Annotated in this window: 25 protein-coding genes; 18 read left to right on the top strand and 7 right to left on the bottom strand. The window is 70.5% G+C overall.

What is annotated here, in order from left to right; all coding sequences use genetic code 11:
• Positions 1 to 378: 378 nt before the first annotated feature.
• The 14 genes from AB0M76_RS11890 to AB0M76_RS11825 all read left to right on the top strand — a co-directional run bounded on the left by AB0M76_RS11890 (position 379) and on the right by AB0M76_RS11825 (position 11,501).
• Positions 379 to 1,362 (top strand): hypothetical protein, encoded by a 984-nt coding sequence (locus tag AB0M76_RS11890; RefSeq protein ID WP_365952712.1) that lies wholly within the window; start codon positions 379 to 381, stop codon positions 1,360 to 1,362.
• A 40-nt stretch (positions 1,363 to 1,402) separates the two neighbouring features.
• Positions 1,403 to 2,104, top strand: a complete 702-nt coding sequence (gene cpaB / locus AB0M76_RS11885; RefSeq protein WP_365952711.1) for a Flp pilus assembly protein CpaB — start codon at positions 1,403 to 1,405, stop codon at positions 2,102 to 2,104.
• A 7-nt stretch (positions 2,105 to 2,111) separates the two neighbouring features.
• Positions 2,112 to 3,425 carry an AAA family ATPase gene (locus AB0M76_RS11880; protein ID WP_365952710.1) on the top strand — a complete coding sequence of 438 codons (1,314 nt, stop codon included), beginning with the start codon at positions 2,112 to 2,114 and terminating at the stop codon, positions 3,423 to 3,425.
• A gap of 3 nt (positions 3,426 to 3,428) precedes the next feature.
• A complete protein-coding gene (locus AB0M76_RS11875; protein ID WP_365952708.1) occupies positions 3,429 to 3,806 on the top strand; it encodes a TadE family protein in 378 nt (125 codons plus the stop codon).
• A 1-nt stretch (position 3,807) separates the two neighbouring features.
• Entirely contained in the window at positions 3,808 to 4,170 is a 363-nt protein-coding gene (locus tag AB0M76_RS11870; RefSeq protein WP_365952707.1) for a TadE/TadG family type IV pilus assembly protein, read from the top strand.
• Positions 4,167 to 5,513, top strand: coding sequence for a CpaF family protein (locus AB0M76_RS11865; protein WP_266996753.1), 1,347 nt, complete (start codon positions 4,167 to 4,169; stop codon positions 5,511 to 5,513). The genes AB0M76_RS11870 and AB0M76_RS11865 overlap by 4 nt, the downstream gene beginning before the upstream one ends.
• Positions 5,510 to 6,448, top strand: a complete 939-nt coding sequence (locus tag AB0M76_RS11860) for a type II secretion system F family protein (RefSeq protein ID WP_365952706.1) — start codon at positions 5,510 to 5,512, stop codon at positions 6,446 to 6,448. Before AB0M76_RS11865 ends, AB0M76_RS11860 begins: the two co-directional genes overlap by 4 nt.
• 13 nt (positions 6,449 to 6,461) lie before the next feature.
• On the top strand, positions 6,462 to 7,355 hold the full coding sequence (locus tag AB0M76_RS11855; protein WP_365952705.1) for a DUF5936 domain-containing protein: 894 nt from the start codon (positions 6,462 to 6,464) through the stop codon (positions 7,353 to 7,355).
• Between the two features lie 3 nt (positions 7,356 to 7,358).
• Positions 7,359 to 8,597 (top strand): ATP-binding protein, encoded by a 1,239-nt coding sequence (locus AB0M76_RS11850; protein WP_365952704.1) that lies wholly within the window; start codon positions 7,359 to 7,361, stop codon positions 8,595 to 8,597.
• A complete protein-coding gene (locus AB0M76_RS11845) occupies positions 8,597 to 9,280 on the top strand; it encodes a response regulator transcription factor (RefSeq protein WP_365952703.1) in 684 nt (227 codons plus the stop codon). Before AB0M76_RS11850 ends, AB0M76_RS11845 begins: the two co-directional genes overlap by 1 nt.
• Before the next feature lie 110 nt (positions 9,281 to 9,390).
• Positions 9,391 to 9,591: a hypothetical protein gene (locus AB0M76_RS11840; RefSeq protein ID WP_365952702.1), complete on the top strand. Its 201-nt coding sequence runs from the start codon at positions 9,391 to 9,393 to the stop codon at positions 9,589 to 9,591.
• On the top strand, positions 9,588 to 10,226 hold the full coding sequence (locus tag AB0M76_RS11835) for a pilus assembly protein TadG-related protein (protein ID WP_365952701.1): 639 nt from the start codon (positions 9,588 to 9,590) through the stop codon (positions 10,224 to 10,226). Before AB0M76_RS11840 ends, AB0M76_RS11835 begins: the two co-directional genes overlap by 4 nt.
• Positions 10,227 to 10,257: 31 nt before the next feature.
• Positions 10,258 to 10,848: a hypothetical protein gene (locus AB0M76_RS11830; protein ID WP_365952700.1), complete on the top strand. Its 591-nt coding sequence runs from the start codon at positions 10,258 to 10,260 to the stop codon at positions 10,846 to 10,848.
• A 5-nt stretch (positions 10,849 to 10,853) separates the two neighbouring features.
• Positions 10,854 to 11,501: an OmpA family protein gene (locus AB0M76_RS11825; RefSeq protein ID WP_365952775.1), complete on the top strand. Its 648-nt coding sequence runs from the start codon at positions 10,854 to 10,856 to the stop codon at positions 11,499 to 11,501.
• Here AB0M76_RS11825 and AB0M76_RS11820 read toward each other — a convergent pair.
• Entirely contained in the window at positions 11,498 to 11,944 is a 447-nt protein-coding gene (locus AB0M76_RS11820) for a hypothetical protein (protein ID WP_365952699.1), read from the bottom strand. The genes AB0M76_RS11825 and AB0M76_RS11820 overlap by 4 nt on opposite strands.
• A gap of 40 nt (positions 11,945 to 11,984) precedes the next feature.
• The gene (locus tag AB0M76_RS11815; protein ID WP_365952698.1) at positions 11,985 to 12,542 is read right to left on the bottom strand and encodes a TetR/AcrR family transcriptional regulator; all 558 of its coding nucleotides are present in this window, start codon (positions 12,540 to 12,542) and stop codon (positions 11,985 to 11,987) included.
• Between the two features lie 109 nt (positions 12,543 to 12,651).
• Here AB0M76_RS11815 and AB0M76_RS11810 point away from each other — a divergent pair, with 109 nt between their 5' ends.
• Together AB0M76_RS11810 and AB0M76_RS11805 are read left to right on the top strand one after the other, a co-directional pair.
• Entirely contained in the window at positions 12,652 to 13,080 is a 429-nt protein-coding gene (locus AB0M76_RS11810) for a nuclear transport factor 2 family protein (RefSeq protein ID WP_365952697.1), read from the top strand.
• 91 nt (positions 13,081 to 13,171) lie between these two features.
• Positions 13,172 to 13,990 carry an alpha/beta hydrolase gene (locus tag AB0M76_RS11805; protein WP_365952696.1) on the top strand — a complete coding sequence of 273 codons (819 nt, stop codon included), beginning with the start codon at positions 13,172 to 13,174 and terminating at the stop codon, positions 13,988 to 13,990.
• Positions 13,991 to 14,001: 11 nt separating this feature from the next.
• Here AB0M76_RS11805 and AB0M76_RS11800 read toward each other — a convergent pair whose 3' ends face one another.
• The 3 genes from AB0M76_RS11800 to AB0M76_RS11790 all read right to left on the bottom strand — a co-directional run bounded on the left by AB0M76_RS11800 (position 14,002) and on the right by AB0M76_RS11790 (position 15,490).
• Complete coding sequence (locus tag AB0M76_RS11800; RefSeq protein WP_365952695.1) at positions 14,002 to 14,217, bottom strand: hypothetical protein; 216 nt, start codon at positions 14,215 to 14,217, stop codon at positions 14,002 to 14,004.
• 213 nt (positions 14,218 to 14,430) lie between these two features.
• Positions 14,431 to 14,628 (bottom strand): hypothetical protein, encoded by a 198-nt coding sequence (locus AB0M76_RS11795; protein ID WP_266664275.1) that lies wholly within the window; start codon positions 14,626 to 14,628, stop codon positions 14,431 to 14,433.
• Between the two features lie 10 nt (positions 14,629 to 14,638).
• A complete protein-coding gene (locus AB0M76_RS11790; protein ID WP_365952694.1) occupies positions 14,639 to 15,490 on the bottom strand; it encodes a helix-turn-helix transcriptional regulator in 852 nt (283 codons plus the stop codon).
• A 210-nt stretch (positions 15,491 to 15,700) separates the two neighbouring features.
• On the opposite strand from AB0M76_RS11790, the gene AB0M76_RS11785 reads away from it, so the two are divergent.
• Entirely contained in the window at positions 15,701 to 16,243 is a 543-nt protein-coding gene (locus AB0M76_RS11785; protein WP_365952693.1) for an ATP-binding protein, read from the top strand.
• Here the strand turns inward: AB0M76_RS11785 and AB0M76_RS11780 are convergent.
• Both AB0M76_RS11780 and AB0M76_RS11775 read right to left on the bottom strand, forming a co-directional pair.
• On the bottom strand, positions 16,204 to 16,785 hold the full coding sequence (locus AB0M76_RS11780; protein WP_365952692.1) for a hypothetical protein: 582 nt from the start codon (positions 16,783 to 16,785) through the stop codon (positions 16,204 to 16,206). The two genes, AB0M76_RS11785 and AB0M76_RS11780, sit on opposite strands and share 40 nt — an antisense overlap.
• A gap of 129 nt (positions 16,786 to 16,914) precedes the next feature.
• On the bottom strand, positions 16,915 to 17,493 hold the full coding sequence (locus AB0M76_RS11775; protein ID WP_266664267.1) for a TetR/AcrR family transcriptional regulator: 579 nt from the start codon (positions 17,491 to 17,493) through the stop codon (positions 16,915 to 16,917).
• A gap of 119 nt (positions 17,494 to 17,612) precedes the next feature.
• Here AB0M76_RS11775 and AB0M76_RS11770 point away from each other — a divergent pair, with 119 nt between their 5' ends.
• Positions 17,613 to 19,196, top strand: coding sequence for an MDR family MFS transporter (locus tag AB0M76_RS11770; RefSeq protein WP_365952691.1), 1,584 nt, complete (start codon positions 17,613 to 17,615; stop codon positions 19,194 to 19,196).
• Positions 19,197 to 19,420 lie beyond the last annotated feature (224 nt).

Below are 19,420 nucleotides of genomic sequence, written 5' to 3'. Positions count from 1 at the left end.
TCTCCGTGGGGGGAGAAGGGGATGTGAAGGGGGTGGTGGAACAGGCGGAGGGGCAGGTGGAGGAACGCCTTCGGGCGTAAGTGGGGGAACCCGTCAACGTGTTGGCCCCAAGTTGGTCCAGACCAATCTCCGTGTCAAGACTCTTTGCGATGTGGCTTGAATTGATCGGGCGTCCGATCCCGGTTGTCCGGGTTTCCCGCCACCTGTGACAGGTGCCTGCAGCACGGGAATTCCCAAGGCCCTGCCCTGCCAGGGACGACGCGGATATGGTGCTGGGGCAAGGGGGAAGGGCGCCGATCGTTTGCGGTCGCGCAGGGGTGCGCGTACGCGACGGCGGCGCCGACGTATGGGGCGTACGGGGTGAACAGGGGGATTCGCGTGCCGACCGCCATTGCCGTCACCAGCGCCGATCTGGTGCTGCCGGCCCCTGACCGGCACACACCGCCGGCCGTCGTACTGCACCCGCCGGGACAGCTCGACCTGGCGGGCGCGCTCGCCGAGACGAGCGCCCTGCTGGAGCGCCACGGCCATCTCGTGGTCTTCGTACCGCCCTGGCTGCCGACGGCGACCGTCCAGCGGCTGCACACGGTGCGGGCCATCCTGGAGACCGACCGGATCGCGCTCGTCGACCTCGATCTGCCCCCGCTGGCCACGGCCCTGCTGGTACGTCAGCTGCGCCAGCTCAGCGTCTGCGACTTCAGCCCCGGGGTCATCGCCTCCGCGGCCCGGCTGCTGTCCCACTACATCCACGCGGGGGCCCTGCTGGGCTCGGTCGCCAGACTGGACCGGGTCGCGGTCGGCCTCAAGGCCCACGCGCGCTCGTGGTCGCCGAACGCGCAGTTCGCCGTACTGGCCCACCCGACCCCGCACGTGGTCAAGCTGAGCGGCTCCGGCGGCAAGGCCCAGGGCGGGCACAGCGGGCGCGGCGCACACGGCGGGCACGGCGGAGGCGGGCGCTCCGGGGGCGCAGCGGGCGCCGGGCTGCCGCCCGGCCCCGGTTTCGCCACCCACCTCACCTTCGCCCGCGGCCAGCTCGCCTCCGACTGGGTGGCGGCCGAACTCGCCCCCGCCTGGCAGGTCCAGGGCGTCATGGAGAACCCGCTCCCGGCCGACTCGCCCGTCTGGTGGGCCACGACGAAGCTCGTGGAGTTCGCCGCCGCCATCCCGGACCCGTCCGTGCTGTACCAGCTCGTCGCCTCCGTCCGGCGCGAGCAGTGCCACTGGTGCGGCCTCGAGCTCATCGGCGACCGCTGCGGTTTCTGCGCCGCGCCACTGGCCGCACCGCCGCCGGCCGAGGACGGGCGCCGGACGGCACCCCCGGCGTTCTCCGGCTCTCCCGGCTCCTTCAGACCAAGACACTGACCGGCCCGAACGAACGAAGAACGGCGAGGTAGTACGGCCCATGAACTCACGCCAGCGCCGCGGCGTCATCCTGCTGCTCCTGTCGGTCCTGTGCGCCCTCGCGGCGTTCGGCGGGGTCCTCGTGGTGATCGGCGACGTCAATTCCAAGGTCGGGGCCGAGGTTGTCGCGTACCGCGCCAAGGGCGACATCGCGCCGTACAGCCCGCTGTCGGCGGGCCAGTTCGAGGAAGTCTCGATCCCCGAGCGCTGGCTGTCCGAGACCGCCGTCACCGACCTCGGGCAGCTCAAGGACAAGATCACGCTCACCACCCTGCGCAAGGGCTCACTGCTCCAGGCGGGCATGTTCGTCGACAAGCCGCAGCTCCAGCCCGGGGAGCAGGAGATCGCCATCATGATCGACGCGTCGACCGGCGTGGCCGGCAAGATCTACTCCGGGGCCAAGGTCAACATCATCGCCACCTTCAAGGGCGCCAAGGACACCGAGCCCTCGCGGTCGGTGATCATCGTGGCCAACGCGCGCGTCCTGAACGTCGGCAAGCTCACCGCCCTCGACAAGGACAGCGACAAGAAGGGCCCGGCCGAGGCGGTCCCGATCACCTTCGCCCTGAACACCAAGGACACCCAGCGCGTCGCGTACGCCGAGTCCTTCGCGGAGCACGTACGCCTGGCCCTGGTGGCCCCCGGCACCGACTCCGCGCCCGGCGCGGGCGACCGTACGTACACCCTCGACGGGGACAAGTGAGGCCCGGATGACCACCCGAATCCTCCCCGCGGCCGGCGACCCGGACGCCGCCCGCGCCATCTCCACCCTCCTCAGCCAGCTCCCGGCCGCCGAGCCGGGCGCCCCGGTCCCCGACTCCACCTCGCTGCTGGACACCCTGGGGCGGCTGGCCGCCGAGTCCATCGACGAACTGCCCGAGGTGGTCCTCGTCCACGAGCGGATCGGCCCGGTGCCCGCGCTCGACCTCATCCGCGAGGTCGCGCTCCGCTTCCCGGCGGTGGGCGTGGTGCTGGTGTCCTCGGACGCGGGCCCGGCGCTGTTCTCCGCCGCCATGGACTCCGGCGCCCGGGGTCTGATCGGGCTGCCGCTCGCGTACGAGGAACTCGCCGCCCGTGTCCAGGCCGCCGCCCAGTGGTCCGTGGGCGTACGCCGCCACCTGGGCCGGGGGGCCGACGTGTTCACCGGCCCCGGCGGCACGGTGGTCACCGTCACCGGGGCCAAGGGCGGCGTCGGCACCACCTTCACCGCCGTGCAGTTCGCGCTGGCCGCGGCCGCCTCGGGGCGGCGTACCGCCCTGGTCGACATGGACCTCCAGGCCGGCGACGTCGGCTCGTACCTCGACGTGCAGTTCCGGCGCTCCATCGCCGACCTCGCCGGGATCCAGGACATCTCGCCGCGGGTGCTCCAGGACGCGGTGTACGACGACCGGACCGGGCTGGCACTGCTGCTGGCCCCGGCGGACGGCGAGCGCGGCGAGGAGGTCGACGAACGCGCCGCCCGGCACATCGTCGGAGCCCTGCGCAGCCGGTACGAGCTCGTCGTGATCGACTGCGGCACCCAGGTGACGGGCGCGAACGCGGCGGCGGTGGAGATGGCGGACGTGGCGGTCCTGGTCACCACCCCGGACGTGGTCTCCGTACGGGCGGCCAAGCGGCTGGTCCGGATGTGGGAGCGGCTCCAGGTCCGCAAGGCGGAGGACACCGCGATGGTGGTCAACCGCTGGAGCAAGCACACGGAGATCCAGCCCGCGCTCATCGAGAAGATCACGAAGACCCGGGCCACCCGGACCCCGGTGCCGGCGGCCTTCAAGGAGCTCCAGGCGGTCGTGGACGCGGGACGGGTGCAGGACCTCGACAACCGCTCCAGCGTGAAGCAGGCGCTGTGGACACTGGCGGGCGAACTCGGTCTGCTGACACCCCCGTCCACGGCAGAGCCCGCAGCCGCCGCCTCGGGAACCCCGGGCGCGGCCCTGGCCGTACGGGCCCCCGGCCCGGTGGCGCGCCTGCGGGGCGGCGACCGGGGCGCGGCGGGCCCCTGGCTGCGCCGCGGCCGGGAGGGCTGACGCGTGTCCGCGCGGAGACCCGTCCGCGCCGCCCGGGGAGACCGCGGCCAGGTGGCGGTCGAGTTCGTCGGCATGGTGCCGCTGATCCTGCTGCTCGTGGCGGCGGTGTGGGAGTGCGTACTGATCGGGTACGCGTTCTCCCTGGCGGGCAACGCGGCGGACGAGGCGGCGCGGGTGGGGGCGGTGCACGGGGACGGGGCGTGCGACGCCGCTGCGCGGCGGCATGTCGGGGGCGCCTGGAACATGAGCGTGCGCTGCCGTGAGTCGGGCGACGTCTACAAGGCGACCGTGAAGCTCAACCTCCCGGTCTTCTTCCCGGGCCTCGACATCGGCACCCCGATCACGGGCGAGGGCGGCTCCGCGAAGGAAGAGGAGGACTGAGGTGAAACGAGACCGGGACCGGGGCCAAGTGGCCCTGGAGTACATCGGTTTCATCCCGATCCTGCTGTTCGTCGCACTGTGCGGGATCCAGCTCGGCTGGGTCGGCTACGTCCACCAGCAGGCCGAGACCGCTGCCCGCACCGCCGCACGCGTGGAGGCCCGCAACCCGGGCGCCGGGTCGGCGGCGGGCAGGGCGGCCATCAGCTCCGGCCTCGACGCGACGATCGACGTGTCTTCCGTCCCCGACGCGGTCACCGCGAAGGTCAGCATCCCGATCAAGTCCATCGTGCCGGGCCTGTCCATCGACCCGGCCAGGGCAACTGCCATCATGCCCAACGACGACCCGAAGGTGACCGGACCATGAGCCTGCGTTCCCGGGTCAACACCCCCGACGACCGGCACAGTCCCCGCGAGGACGGCCGGCTGGTCTCCGCGTACCGGGCGAAGCTGCTGGAGGAGATCGACCTCGCCGAGATGTCCGCGCTCGCGCCCGCCGAGCGCCGGGCCCGGCTGGAGCGCGTACTCGGGCACATCATCAGCCGCGAGGGGCCCGTCCTCTCCACCGTCGAGCGGGCGCAGCTGATCCGCCGGGTCGTGGACGAGGCGCTCGGTCTCGGTGTGCTCGAACCGCTCCTCGAGGACGCCTCGATCTCCGAGATCATGGTCAACGGCCCGGACCAGATCTTCGTCGAACGCGCCGGCCGGGTCGAGCAGCTGCCGCTGCGCTTCGCCTCGCACGAGCAGCTGATGCAGACCATCGAGCGGATCGTCTCCACGGTCAACCGCCGGGTGGACGAGGCCAATCCGATGGTCGACGCCCGCCTGCCCAGCGGCGAGCGCGTCAACGTGATCATCCCGCCGCTGTCCCTGACCGGGGCCACCCTCACGATCCGCCGCTTCCCGCGCGCGTTCACCCTGCACGAGATGATCGGCCTCGGCTCGCTGGACGAGCAGATGCTCCTGCTCCTGTCCGGCCTGGTCCAGGCGAAGATGAACGTCATCGTGTCGGGGGCCACCGGCACCGGCAAGACCACGCTCCTCAACGCCCTCTCCGGCCTGATCCCCGAGGGCGAGCGGATCATCACCATCGAGGACTCCGCGGAGCTCCAGCTCCAGCAGGCGCACGTCATCCGCCTCGAATCCCGCCCGGCGAACGTGGAGGGCAAGGGCCGGATCACCATCCGCGACCTCGTACGCAACTCCCTGCGCATGCGCCCCGACCGCATCATCGTCGGCGAGGTCCGCGGCGGCGAGACGCTCGACATGCTCCAGGCGATGTCGACCGGCCACGACGGCTCCCTGGCCACCGTCCACGCGAACAGCGCCGAGGACGCCCTGATGCGCCTGCAGACCCTCGCCTCCATGTCCGAGGTGGAAGTCCCCTTCGAGGCCCTGCAGGACCAGATCAACAGCGCGGTGAACGTGGTCGTCCAGCTGACCCGCTTCGGCGACGGCTCGCGCCGCGTCACGGAGATCGCCATCCTCGACTCGCACGGCCGCGAGCCCTTCCGCATCACCACCGTCTGCCGGTTCGCCGCCCAGCCGATGGGCGCCGACGGCCGCGTCCACGGCTACTTCGAGTACTACCCGCTGCCGCGCCGGATCGCGGACCGCCTCTACATGAACAACCAGCCGATCCCGCAGGCCTTCGGGGTCGCCATGTCCGACGACCAGCTCGCCACCCGCATCACCCGGACCGTCCTGTGAACCCACTCATCCTCCTCACCCTCGGCGCCACGCTGCTGGCCTGCGTCCTCGTGGTCGTCGGCGTCCACGCCTACGCCGCCGGCCGCGCCCAGCGCGCCGCCCTCATCGAACGCCTCGCCACGGACGGCGCACCGGAGCCGGCGGGCCGCAGACGCCGCTTCCCCGGCGTGGACCGGCGCCTGCGCAGGACCGCGCTGGGCAAGCGGATCGAGGTGAAGCTGGCCGTGACCGGCCTGGACCTCACCCCCGGCGAGTTCTTCGTCTACATGCTGATGTCCGTCGCCGGTGTGTGGCTCGTCGCGGCGAGCTTCCTGGCCCCGTTCTTCGGCCCGGTGGCCGGCCTGATCGGCCTGTGGGCGGCGGAGGCCTTCCTCAACTGGCAGCGGGCGCGCCGTACCGAGCGGTTCATCAACCAGCTCCCCGAGCTCGCCCGCATCCTCGCCAATGCCACCCAGGCCGGGCTGGCCCTGCGTACGGCCATCGCCATAGCGGCGGAGGAGCTGGAGGCCCCGGCGGGCGAGGAGCTCGCGCGCGTCGCCGACCGGCTCGCCGTGGGGCACTCCATCGAGGAGTCCCTCGGCGAGATCGCCGAACGGCTTCCCTCCCGGGAACTGGTCGTCCTCGTCTCCACGCTCGTCCTGTCCGCGCGTGCGGGCGGCGCCATCGTCGGCAGCCTGCGCAACCTCACGGTGACGCTGGAGCAGCGCAAGGAGACGCGGCGCGAGATCCGCACCCAGCTCTCCCAGGTGACGGTGACGGCCTACCTGGTACCGGCGATCGGACTCGGCTCGCTGCTGCTGGTGAACGTGATGATGCCGGGCGCGCTGGACCGGATGACCGGCGCGTTCATCGGCCAGACGGCGGTGCTGGTGGCGATCGGGCTCTTCACGCTCGGCTTCGTCCTGATCCGCCGGCTCTCGAAGATCGACGTGTGAGGGGGCGACGGACATGACGGCTCTGCTGCTGGCCCTGCTGCTGGGGATGTCGGTCTTCGGCGTCTTCCACGGCATCCGCCTCTACCGCGCCGAGACGAAACTGCCGAGCGACCTCGCGCTCGCCCTGGAGGTCGGCGCCACCCGTACGACGGCCGTCGGCTCGGCAGTCGACCGCCTCGGCATCCGCTGGGCGCCGCTCGTCCTGCGCCTGATGGGCCCGAACCGGGTCGCCCGCAAGCGGCGCCAGATCGACCTGGCGGGCAACCCGGCCGGCCTGACGATCGACCGGTACGCGGCGCGCCGCGCGGTCTACGGGTTCCTGGGCGCGCTCGGCGCGTTCTCGATGCTGATCAACGGCCAGCTCGTACCGGCCCTGCTGATGGTCGCCTTCGGCCTGTTCTGGATCGAGGTCGGCCTGTGGTCGGCGATCCGGGTCCGCCGCGACCACATCGAGCGGACGCTGCCGGACTTCCTGGACGTGCTGGCGGTCGTCGTGAGCGCGGGGCTCGGCTTCCGGCAGGCGCTGGAGCGGGTGGCCGCCAAGTACGAGGGCCCCTGGTCGGACGAGATCCGGATCACCCTGCAGCAGATGGACATGGGCGTCAGCCGCCGCCAGGCCTTCGACGAGCTGCGCGCGCGCAACGACTCCGAGCAGGTGGCGCAGTTCGTGACCGCGCTCCAGCAGGGCGAGGAGCTGGGCTCGCCGATCGTCGAGACGCTGATCGCGATCGCCGAGGACATGCGCCGTACGGACGCCCAGAACGCCCGGCGGCGGGCCGCCCGGGCCGTCCCGAAGGCCACGTTCGCGGTGACGATGTTCATGCTGCCGGGCACGCTGATCCTGCTGGTCTGCGGCTTCGTGTACGGCGCGGACGTCGACTTCGGCGCGATGCTCGGGGGCGGGTGAGCCATGGCGGTCCTCCACATCCCCCTGGCCGACCTGGCGGCGCGGGGGAGGGCGCAGCGGCAGGGCATGGCCCCTTCCCCGACCCCTTCCCCGACCCCTTCCCTCACGCTCCAGGCGAACGCCCTCCAGGCCCTGTGCCGCCGGGTGTTCGCGTTCCGGATGGTGGTGATCGGCCTGGGCGCGCCGCTGGCACTGGGGCGCACGGCGGGCGGCGGACCGACGTACCTCGTCGGCGGCGCGATCCTGCTCACCTTCATGCTCTCGTACGTGCTCTTCCGCGACTGGGAGCGCTTCGGGCCGCTGCTGCTGCGCCACCGCTGGCTGCTGGCCCCGGACATGGCGTTCTGCGGGCTGCTGCTGGTCACGGCGAGGCCCGAGTCGCCGCTCGGCTTCGCCGTGCTCTGCACACCGCTGCTGGCCGGGCTGGTCCACGGGTGGCGCGGCTCGGCGGTCTACGCGGCCCTGGCGGCGGCCCTCGTGGTGGCCGTGGGCGGCGGCGGCCTGACCCTGCCGGTGCTGTGCCTCCTGGCGGGCGCTGCCGGTGCCTCGCTGCGGGACCTGCTCTTCCGCTTCGGCTCGGCGAGCCAGGCCCTGACGGAGACGCGGGCCCGGCTGGCGGTGGCCGAGGCGGTGCGCGCCGAACGGGACCACCTGGCCCGCGAGATGCACGACTCGGTGTCGAAGACGCTGCACGGCCTGGCCCTGGCGGCGGACGCCCTCGCCCGCACCACGGACCCGGCGACCGTGCGCCGCCAGGCCTTCTTCCTCTCGGGCGCGGCCCGCGCGGCGGCGGCGGAATCCCGCGCACTGCTGACGGACCTGCGGCGGGAGACGGAGGCACCGGGGGTCTCGCTACAGGGGGAGCTGCGCCGCCTGGCCGGCGCGGACGCGGAGCTCCGTACGGAGGGAGTCCTCCCCGTGCTCCCCTCCGCAGTGGCGCACCACCTCCTGGCGGTCACCTCGGAGGCCCTGGAGAACGCCCGCCGCCACGCGGGAGCCTCGCGCGTGGTGGTCAAGGCGGCGGTGGACGCGAGGGACCTCACCCTGACCATCGAGGACGACGGCTGCGGCCTCCCGCCCGATGCCCTGCACCGCAGGGGCCGCTTCGGGCTGCTCGGCATGACGGAACGCGCGGCGTCGATCGGCGCCCGCCTCCACATCGGAGCCCGGCCGTCCGGCCCCGGAACCCTCATCCGCCTGGACCTCCCGCTCGCGGCCCTGACCCCGGAGGGGAGCCCGTGATGCCGCTCCGCGTCCTGATCGCCGACGACAACCCGGTCGTACGGGCGGGCCTGGCAGCCCTCCTGGCGACGGCCGGGGACCTGGAGGTCGTGGCCCAGGCGGCAGACGGCCGCGAGGCCCTGAGCCTGACCCGCCGGCACGCCCCGGACGTGATCCTGCTGGACGTCCGCATGCCAGGCGTCGACGGCATCTCGGCGCTGCCGCACCTCGTACAGCTGGCGCCCGTACTGATGCTGACGTACAGCCAGGAATCGGAGATTGTCCGAGAAGCCCTCCTCCTGGGCGCAGGCGGCTACCTCGTCCACGGCGAATTCACGCCCGAAGACCTGGTCCGAGCGGTCCGAGACGTCCGCGAGGGCCGGGCCCACTTCACGACGACGGCGGCGAGCGCGCTGCTCGCGAATCTCCGGACCTCTTCGCAACCGCAACGATCTGTGGCACGCTCTCCTGAGCGACTGCACAACTCGGTTCTCTTCGGCCTGAGTTCGAGGGAGGTGGAGATCATGGATCTGATCGCGTCCGGGATGAGCAACCAGCAGATCGCCGCCACCTGCTTCATCAGCGAGAAGACGGTCAAGAACCACATCAACCGCATCTTCGCGAAGCTCCAGAGCACGAGCCGCAGCGAGGCGATAGCGCGCTGGCTGGGAACGGCCCGTCCAGGGGTGACCGGCCATGGGTAGACGGAGTGCGCAGTGGGTCCGTAATTGGGCCCCGGGACCCTTGGTTATCACCGGTGACTCCCCGTACGGTCCGCAAACCAACAGCGGCACCGGCCCGGGAGGGAACCCCCATGTTGCAGAACACCCTGGCGAGGATGCGGAAGCGGTACGAAACCAAGGGCGCCCGGGACCGAGGCCAGACGGCCTTCGAATACCTGGGCATCATCCTGGTGGTCGTAGTGATCATCGGCGCAATCGTCGGCACGGGCATCGGTCAGACGATTACGGCCAAGATCACGAGTCAGATCGGCGCGATCACGGCTGGCAAGTGACCGAGGACGACCTCCTCGGCGACAAAGGGCAGGCCTTCCCCATCTACATCGTGGTGGTCGCGGGTCTGCTCTTCGCCGCCCTCGCCTTCTTCGTGGTCGGAATGGCCGGCGCCACGCGGAGCAACGCACAGGGTGCCGCCGATGCGGCGGCGCTGGCGGCTGCCCGAGAAGCCAGGGACAACATGTTCCTCGGGCTCGACCTGCTCGCCCTCAAGCCTGCCGACTGGGAGGAGATCGTCAACGGCGATCTCCTCGATGGGGCGGGCGCCTGCGGAGCGGCTGCCGAGTTCGCCGAATTGAACAATGCCACCGCGGATTGCAGGTCGGCCACCCCCGAGTTCACCGTCACGGTGAAGACCAACGACACAGTGGGCAAGTCGGTCATCCCCGCGAGTGGGGACATGCAGGGCAAGGCCACAGCCAAGGCCCGGATCGAACCGCGATGCTCGCTCCGCTCGGCACCCACTGCCGCACCCACTCCCACCCCGACGTCCACACCCAGCCCGTCGCCCACACCGAGCGCCGGGACCGTCACGTTCGAGTGCAGCGGTAAGGCCCTCAGCTTGGACCCGGCGAAGCCGGGCCCGCTGTCCCAGCTGGCGAGGGCACTCTTCACCGTACGACTGGTCGACTGACAAGCGAACGAGAGACAAGGAAGCTGCACAGATGAGCATTCGGCACACGGTGAAAGCCCGCGGGGGAGCGGCCGTAGCGGTTGCGGCGGTCCTCGCCTTCGCATTGGCCGGGTGCGGCGGTGGCGATGACGGTAAGTCGAAGGAGCCGCAGAAATCTGCTGCAGCCAACCCTCAGGGTTCCACTCCCCAGACACCTGCGACGGGCGCAAGCTCCAGCCCGACACCGACGCAGGTACTGGCCACGGCCAACGGTGAGGACGGCATGGTGATGACCGTCAATTCGGCAACTCGTGACGCCGGCGGATTCCTAACCATCAGCGGCCAGTTCAAGAACGGCGGCAGCGCCGACTACGCGAAGACGCCCGCCTGGAGAGGTAACGAGCTCACTCAGAGCGGAACGTCGATCGCCGGAGTCACGGTGACCGACAAGGCAGGCAAGAAGCGGTACTACGTCCTGCGTGACACGGACGGCAGGTGCCTGTGCACCACGGGAATCGCCCTCATCGAGCACGGCGCGACGATTCCGTTCTTCGCCCAGTTCCCGGCGCCGCCCGTTGGCACGGCGGAGGTCGACTTCAGCCTCCCCACCTTCGCAACGGCCACCATCAAAATCTCCGGGTGACCCCCATGAATAAACGCCACCGCGTCTCCGCATCCACCGCCGTAGTAGGCCTCGTCATCGCCGGGGCTCACTTCATCGGCGCGACAAGCGCCCACGCCGACGACGTAAAGCCGTCCGTGCCCCCCGGCACCGAGCCATCGGCCTCCGCGCCCGTGCCCATCGACTCGAGCTCGCCCGGGCTGAAGATCCCCCAGGGCGGAACCCTGGCTCCGATCAAGGTCCTGGACATCGCCGAGGTCGTCGAAGACCTCGGCGGTGAGCAGCGGCGGCAGGAGACCAACCAGTCCGTCATGATGGCCCTGCAGTCCGAGGTGCTCTTCCCCGAGAACAGCGCCGTCTTCAACGCCCAGGCCGCCGCCCGGATACAGGCCATCGCCAACGAGATCAACACGCAGAAGGCGACCCGCGTCCGGGTCTTCGGGTTCACCGACGACCAGGGCAGCTACGAGCACGGCAAGGAACTCTCCAAGCAGCGCGCCGATGCCGTTCAGACGGAGCTCGCCAAGACCGTCACCAGCCCCGGCGTCGTCTACGACGTCCGCGGCTACAGCGAGGACTACCCGATCGCCGACAACGGCACCGAGGAAGGCCGCAAGAAGAACCGCCGCGTCGAGATCACCTTCCCCCGCACCACCGCCGCCGGCGGCAGCTAGACGACGAGTCCCGCCAGGCAGCCGACGAAGAACAACCCGGGGACCACCGCCAGCAGGCAGGCGAGCGCGGTCACGACCGTGGCCGGTCCCTGGTACTCGCGCGGATCCGCGAACGCCGCGCACAGCAGGAGCAGCGCCGAAGGGAAGAAGATCAAGGTGCCTTCCCACGCGCCGAGGATCGACCACCCTGCCAGCACGATCCCGAGGGCCACGCAGGACGTCATGAACCGCGCCCGGTCCGCCCGGAAGGCCAGAGGCACCGAGAACAGCAGGAGGGTCACGACCAGCCGGAAGGCCGGCGCGCCCGCACCGAGCAAGGTGAGCGTGATCGGTGCCGGGAGGACCAGAGCGGTCAGCGCGATCTTGGTCTGCCAGGAGTGGACGGGCCGCACCCGGCGCGTCCAGGTTCTGTCCGCTCTTCCGGCCGGCTCCGTCGCCGTCATGGCCGCCCCCGCACTCTGCTCCGCAGTGAGTTGAACGCGTTCAACCTAGCGCATGCCCGCCCTCCCGGGCGAGCAGCAGGGCCGACGCCGCCTCCCGTGCGCGGTGGGCCGGCTCCGGGCCGGGCTCCAGGGCCGCCACCACCGTCGCGCCCTCGACCAGGATCAGCAACTGGTCCGCGAGGTCCTCGCGGCCGGGGCCGGCCAGCTCTGCCAGCAGCTCCCGCAGCTCCGCCTTGTGGCGGCGTACGACGTCCAGCACCCCGGCGGGGCCCGTGCCCAGCTCCCCGTACGCGTTCAGGAACGCGCAGCCCCGGAAGTCCGGCTCCGAGAACCACTGCGCCAGCCAGTCGAAGACGGCCTCGACCGGATCCGCGGAATCCGCCACCGCGCCGCGCAGGCTCGCCGTCCAGCGGCGGTCGCGGCGTTCGAGGTAGGCCGCGACCAGGACCTCCTTGGCAGGGAAGACCTTGTAGAGCCGCTTGAGCGGCACCCCCGACTCCGTGCGGATGCGGTCCATGCCGACGGCCTGGATGCCCTCGGCGTAGAACAGCGCCTCCGCCGCGTCCAGCAGCCGGGTGCGGGCCTCTTCGTCGTCCATGAAGGCAGCGTAGCCCAGAACCGCTTGCGCGGAGAACGGTCGTTCTCTATCGTCCTTCCTTGTCGAGAACGACCGTTCTCCCTTCCTTCGTCCGACAGAGGTGACCGCCATGACCGACCCCGCCGCCGTACGCCCGCCCGTGCCGCCCTTCACCGAGGAATCCGCCCGCGCCAAGGTCCAGGCCGCCGAGGACGCCTGGAACAGCCGCGACCCCGAGCGCGTCGCCCTCGCCTACACCGAGAACTCGTTCTGGCGTAACCGTGACCGCTTCCTCAACGGCCGCGACGAGATCCGGGAGTTCCTCGCCGAGAAGTGGGAGCGCGAGCTCGACTACCGGCTCCGCAAGGAGCTGTGGGCGTACACCGGCAACCGGATCTCCGTCCGATTCGAGTACGAGTGGCACGACGCCGCCGGCCAGTGGTGGCGCAGCCACGGCAACGAGCAGTGGGAGTTCGACGGCAACGGGCTCATGCGGCGCCGCGAAGCCAGCATCAACGACATCGCGATCACCCCCGAGGACCGCCGCCTCACCTGGTGATCCGCAGGGAGGTGTGCCGTTCGCCGGCCCGCGGTATGTCTGTGCGCGGGCGCTCGGGCCCCCTCCGGTATCCCAGGTGAGGAGACTCGGTATGGCACGGGCTCGCGTGAACGGCGTGGACCTCTACTACGAGGTCGTGGGCGAGGGTGAACCCCTGGTCCTGGTCCACGGCTCGTGGGTCGACCACGAGAACTGGCAGCTCGTCGTCCCCCGCCTCGCGCAGTCGTTCCGCGTACTGGTCTACGACCGGCGCGGCCACAGCCGCAGCGAGCGCCCGCCGGGCCAGGGCAGCCGGCGGCAGGACGAGGACGACCTCGCGTCGCTCATCGAGACCCTCGGCGCCCCGGTCCATGTGGCCGGGAACTCCTTCGGGGCCTCGACCGCGCTCGGCCTCGCCTGCCGCCGCCCCGAGCTGCTGCGCAGCCTGGCCGTGCACGAGCCCCCGCTCATGGGCATCGTGGGCGACGAGGACCGGGAACTCCGCCCGGTGCTCCAGGCCATGGAGGCCGCCATCGACGGCGTTCTCGCAGCCCTGCGCGCGGGCGAGGACCGGGCGGGCGCCCAGCGGTTCGTGGACGACGTCGCCATCGGACCGGGCGGCTGGGAGCAGTTGCCGGAACAGTTCCGCGAGACGTTCACCGCGAACGCCCCCACGTTCATGGACGAACACGGCGACCCGGGCTGGGCGAGCCTCGACCTCGCCCGCCTCTCCGGCTACACCGGCCCCGCGATGCTGACCTTCGGCAGCGAGAGCCCGCCGTGGTTCCCGGTGATCGTCGGCAAGCTCGCCACCGCGCTCGGCGGCCGTGCGCAGATGCGGACACTGGTGGGGGACGGTCACGTCCCCCACCTCACCCACCCGGACCGCTACGCCGACGGCCTGTTCGCCTTCATCCGCTCCTCGGGGTAGCCGCCGGCCGATCAGACCACGAGGAACTCGGGCCCGTAGGTGGCGATGTCCTCACCGTCCGGCCGCTTGATCTGCATCAGCTCCACCGCGTCCTTCTGAAGCTCCTTCATCGCCTCGAAGGACTTGCCGAGCGCCGCTCCGTCCCCGTCCTTCCACGCCTTCTCGAGGAGCTCCCCGAACTTGTAGTAGTGCGCCAGCTCGCCGGCGATGCGGGGGTCGTTCGGCAACAGCCTCCAGACGGCCCTCGCCGTCGAGCTGTTCACCCTCCCGCCGGGTGGACGGCCCAGGCGGCCCGACGGCAGGCTGCCGCTACTGCTGCACCTCCTGGTTCAGCGGCCCGAACGGCCAGCCGCGGGCAGCGGCCGGCACGAGGGCGACTTGCAGCCCTGGGGTGTGTCGTGGGGACGTGTACGGGCGCGGCCCGTGCACGTCCCCACGGGTCAGTCCGCCAGCAGGTGGTCGGCCTTGCCGGCCTTGATGTCCCGGATCAGCTGCCGCAGCGCGTCTGCGGTGTCGCTGACGTACACCGCCTCCTGCCCGGCCACCGCGATGTAGCTCCCGCCCTCTCCGTCCACCCCGATCCGGTAGCAGGAGTTGCCTTCTCCGCAGAACGGGTCTTCCCATGTCACGGTGGTCACGGTGTCCCTCTCACAGCTGGCTTGCGATGGTTCGGATGAAGTCCCGGGAGGCTTCGGCGGACAGGGCCAGGCTTTCCAGCAGGGCGAAGTGGGCGCGGTATTTCGAGAGTTGCGTCTCCGCGTGGATGAAGTCGGGGCCGTGGGAGTTGTCGACCTGCACGGTGTCGAGCTGTGCTGTCGGGCCCTCCGCGTAGATCACGGTCTGCCCTGCACCCGGGAACCCTCCCGCGTCGAACGGGAGGACGAGCACAGTCACATTGTCCTGCTCGGACCGGTTGAGCAAGTGGTCGAGCTGTGCACGCAAGACGGCGCGTCCGCCGAACTGCATGCGCAGGGCGGCTTCGTGTACGACGGCCACGAACTCGGGCGCGTTCTCGCCGTCCAGGATGCGCTGGCGCTCGACGCGTAGCGCCAGCCGCAATGCGACCTCGCGCTCCGGCAGGGGAGGGATCACCATCCGGAAAAGGGCGAGTGCGTGGTCGGAGGTTTGCAGGAGTCCGGGCATGTGAACGGAGTAGGCGCCCCGCATGCGGACGCAGCCGGCTTCCATTTCCGCGATGTCCAGGAGGGCCTGGGGGAGTTGGCCCCGATAGCGATCCCACCACTGGCGTCCGGCTGGCTGCGCCATCTCCATCAGTCCGGAGATGTACAGGTCATCGGTCACTTCGCAGTTGCAGGCCAGCGTGCGCAGCCGCTCGGTCGAGATGGCGCGCGTCCCGGCCTCCATTGCGGAGATGGCACCCCGGTCCACCCCCAGAAGTCCGGCGGCGAACTCGGCCGAAACCCCCGCTGCCGTACGCATTCTGCGTAGCTCGTACCCCAACCTCTTCTGGCGCTCTGTCGTGGCTGTCCTCGCGGTCATGGCGTGAAGTCTTGCGCGTCCCGAGGCCCTCTGGGCACGAGCGGCTGACTTCTCCCGTCGAGCGGGCCAAATTTGGCCCGCTCGGCGCTACATTGGGTAACGCACCGCTCACGCAACGGGAGTTGAAGTGCATCGCTGCGGCATGCGCATGCCGCAGCGACAGGCCACCACGCCCACGGCGGAGCCACTCGCAACCACAGGGAGTTCGCGATGCTCAACCCCTTCATGCAGTCGGCCCAGGGCCGGTTCACCGTCTGTCCGGCTTCGCCGCCCGCTCCCGACGGGGACGAGCCGCCCTGTCCGGAGGCGCTGACCTGCAGCCTGACCGTGCCCGGCGAGGCGTACAGCGCGCAGATCGCGCGTCGGACCGTACGGTCCGTCCTGCATGCACATCGGCTCGATGCGGTCGCCGTCGCCGCCGAGCAGGTGACCGGCGAACTGCTCGCCGCCTCCTGGCATTTGGATCCTGGGCGGAGTCTCTACCTCTCCGTCCGGTATCGGGACGATGCGCTGCGGCTCACCGTCTACGACGGTCACGCACCCCACTCCCACCCCCGGCTGGCCGCCCACTGCGAGGCCCGGCGGCGGGCCGCGCTGCGGCTCATGGCCGTCGTGGTCCGGGAGTGCGGCGGGGCCTGGGGTTTCGGGGAGTCCCGGGAGCCGGGTGGCGGGACCCGGACCTGGGCGACCCTTCCCCGCGCGGGCGCCCTCGGCTACGGGGAGGGGGAGGGGCTCTCCGTGGGCTTCAGGTAGCAGGGCGATCGGACGGTGATGTAGGCGATGCCGTCACCGGTGCTCCTGTCCGTGATGCTGTTCTGGGCGCTCAGCGAGAAGTCGTCGGGCCTGGTGTGCATGAAGACGGCTGTTGCGGGATCTGACCAGTCGCCGTCGGAGCCTTTGCTCTGGAACTTGTAACCCAGCGCCACCCACGCGTCCCGGGCCTGACGGACGAGATCCCTCGCGGCAGAAGGGGGCACGCCCTCAAGCCGGTAGTCGACGGAGACCTGGTCCAGCTTGGCGGTGCCGAACTCGGTTGTGCACCCACTGCTGGAGTAGTGATCTTGCCGCAGTGTCGGTTTCGGGGACATTCCGGCAACGGCCTGCTGCGCGATCTCCTCGGCACGCATCCGGGCCTGCTGCTCGGTCAAGTCGGCCGTCTTCCTCGCGCACGCCGCTGTCGTGGCGGTCAGTGCCAACAGGGTCACCAATGCCACCGCGCTCCGCAGCAGGGGCCGGCCCGAGTCCTCGAAGTGCGCCTGCGCCTGCGCCCGGGCCATGGCCCGACCGTGTCCCATCCGTCCACCTCCGCAGCACACTCCACACCGACCCGCCCACCGTATGGGAACGCGAACGATCGGACGTGAGTGCGGATACTCATCTTCGGGTGGCCCCCAGTGGGTGGCCCCCAGTCCGGCCGCCCCGCCTCAGGTCGCCTCGTGGGCCTGCGTGATGAGGTCCGTGGCGACCTCCAGGGCCGCCAGGCGGGTCTCCTCCGGGTCGCCCTCCACGTGCTGGAGGAACATCATCCCCGCGTGCAGCGTGAACAGGGCGCTCACGCACCGCACCTGGTTCGTCAGGGGCCCGTCCTCCGTGCGGAGCAGCTCGACCAGCGTGAACAGCCGGCGCTTCACCGTCTCGCCGATGCTCAGCTCCCGCATCGTCGCCTGGTTCTCCTGCATGAACCGGTACAGCGGCGCCCCCGCCACCATCGCCTCGCTGTAGCGCCGGAGCACCTCGCGCTTCATGTCCAGCGTCGGCGGCTGCTGCTTCGCCCAGTCGATCAGCTCGTCGATCGGCCTCGTCAGGTCCTCGAAGACGCTGATGATGATGTCTTCCTTGGTCTTGAAGTGGTAGTACAGCGCCGCCTTCGTGACCTCCAGCCGCTCTGCGATCTCGCGCAGCGAAGTCTTCTCGTACCCCTGCTCGGCGAAGAGCTCCAGTGCGACGTCCTGGATGCGCTGGCGCGTGTTGCCACGGCGCGCCTGCGGACTGCTGCTGGACATGGCTCTCCCCAAACTACTTACTTGACGCCCGGCTAGTGACGGGTCTACCTTCCCCAGTGTAGTCAACTAGCCGGGCGGCAAGTAAGGGTCCGGAGTGCGTGGGTGAACGGGGAGTGGACATGACTCAAAACACAAAGGCGGCGGAGATCTCCGAGGGGGTGAAGCCGCGCAGCGTCCGAGTCGTCCTCATGGCCCTCATGATCGCAATGCTCCTGGCCATGCTCGACAACATGATCATCGGTACCGCGATGCCGACGATCGTCGGTGAGCTCGGCGGTCTGGAGCACCTCTCCTGGGTGGTCACCGCGTACACGCTGGCCACCGCGGCCTCCACCCCCATCTGGGGCAAGATCGGCGACATGTACGGGCGGAAGGGCTCCTTCCTCACCTCCATCGTCATCTTCCTGATCGGCTCCGCGCTCAGCGGCATGGCCCAGGACATGGGCCAGCTGATCGGCTTCCGCGCCATCCAGGGCCTCGGCGCAGGCGGTCTGATGGTCGGCGTCATGGCGATCATCGGCGACCTGATCCCGCCCCGTGAGCGCGGCAAGTACCAGGGCATGATGGCCGGCGTGATGGCCCTCGCCATGATCGGCGGACCGCTCGTCGGCGGCACCATCACCGACCACATGGGCTGGCGCTGGTCCTTCTACATCAACCTGCCGCTCGGCGCCGTCGCGCTGGCGATGGTCACCGCCGTCCTGCACCTGCCGAAGAAGAAGGCAAAGGGCAAGATCGACTACCTGGGCGCCGCGCTGCTGACCGTCGCCATCACCTCGACCGTGCTGGTCACGACCTGGGGCGGCACCGAGTACGCCTGGGGCTCCGGGGAGATCATCGGCCTGATCGTCGTCGGCATCGTGTCGATCGCCGCCTTCCTCTTCGCCGAGACCAAGGCCGCCGAGCCCGTCATGCCGCTGCACATCTTCCGCAGCCGCAACTTCACGCTCATGTCGGTCATCGGCTTCCTCGTCGGCTTCGCGATGTTCGGCGGCGTGCTCTACCTCCCGCTCTTCCAGCAGTCGGTCCAGGGCGCCTCCGCCACCAACTCCGGCCTGCTGCTCCTCCCGATGCTGCTCTCGATGATGGTCGTCTCGCTGATCGCGGGCCGGATCACCACCAGCAGCGGCAAGTACAAGATCTTCCCGATCGTGGGCGGCGCGCTCATGGTCGTGGGGCTCTTCCTGCTAGCGCAGATGGACACCGAGACCAGCCGCCTGATGTCCGGCGTCTACATGGCGATCCTCGGAGCCGGCCTCGGCTTCCTGATGCAGATCACGATGCTGGTCGCGCAGAACAGCGTGGACATGAAGGACATGGGCGTCGCGTCCTCCTCGGCCACCCTCTTCCGTACGCTCGGCGGCTCGTTCGGCGTGGCCCTGATGGGCTCGCTGTTCACCAGCCGGGTCACGGACACCATGAGCGAGCGCCTCGGCCCGCAGGCCGCCCAGGCCGCCGGCTCCGCCCAGCTCGACGCGGCCAGCCTGGCGAAGCTGCCGGAAGCGGTGCGCGACGCCTATCAGCACGCGGTCGCCGCCGGTACGCACTCCGCGTTCCTGCTCGGCGCGTCCATCGCCGTACTGGGCTTCGCAGCCGCCTGGTTCGTCAAGGAGGTCCCGCTGCGGGGCGCGGGCCCGGCCCAGGGCGGCGACGCGGACGGCGACAAGGCGGCGCAGGCTCCGCAGGCGTCCTTCTCGCACTGACAAAGCCGTACGTTCCCCAGCCCGGCCCCGGCGGATTTCCGCCGGGGCCGGGCTTTTTCCTGCCCTGAAGCCGGGTACTCATGAGTTCGGTGAATGCGGCTGATGCGGGGGAGGTTGATGTGGTTCCGTCCTGTTTCAGGTGGGGTCCAAATCGGGGCGATCAAGGACCAAGGTCCTATTAGCTGGATTTTATGGGGGAATTGGCGGGAACCCCTCCGCTTCAA

Source organism: Streptomyces sp. NPDC051364, assembly GCF_040682115.1.
GTDB lineage: Bacteria > Actinomycetota > Actinomycetes > Streptomycetales > Streptomycetaceae > Streptomyces.
Note: the sequence above shows the minus strand (reverse complement) of the source record. Positions and strands in the feature narration are given on the sequence as shown.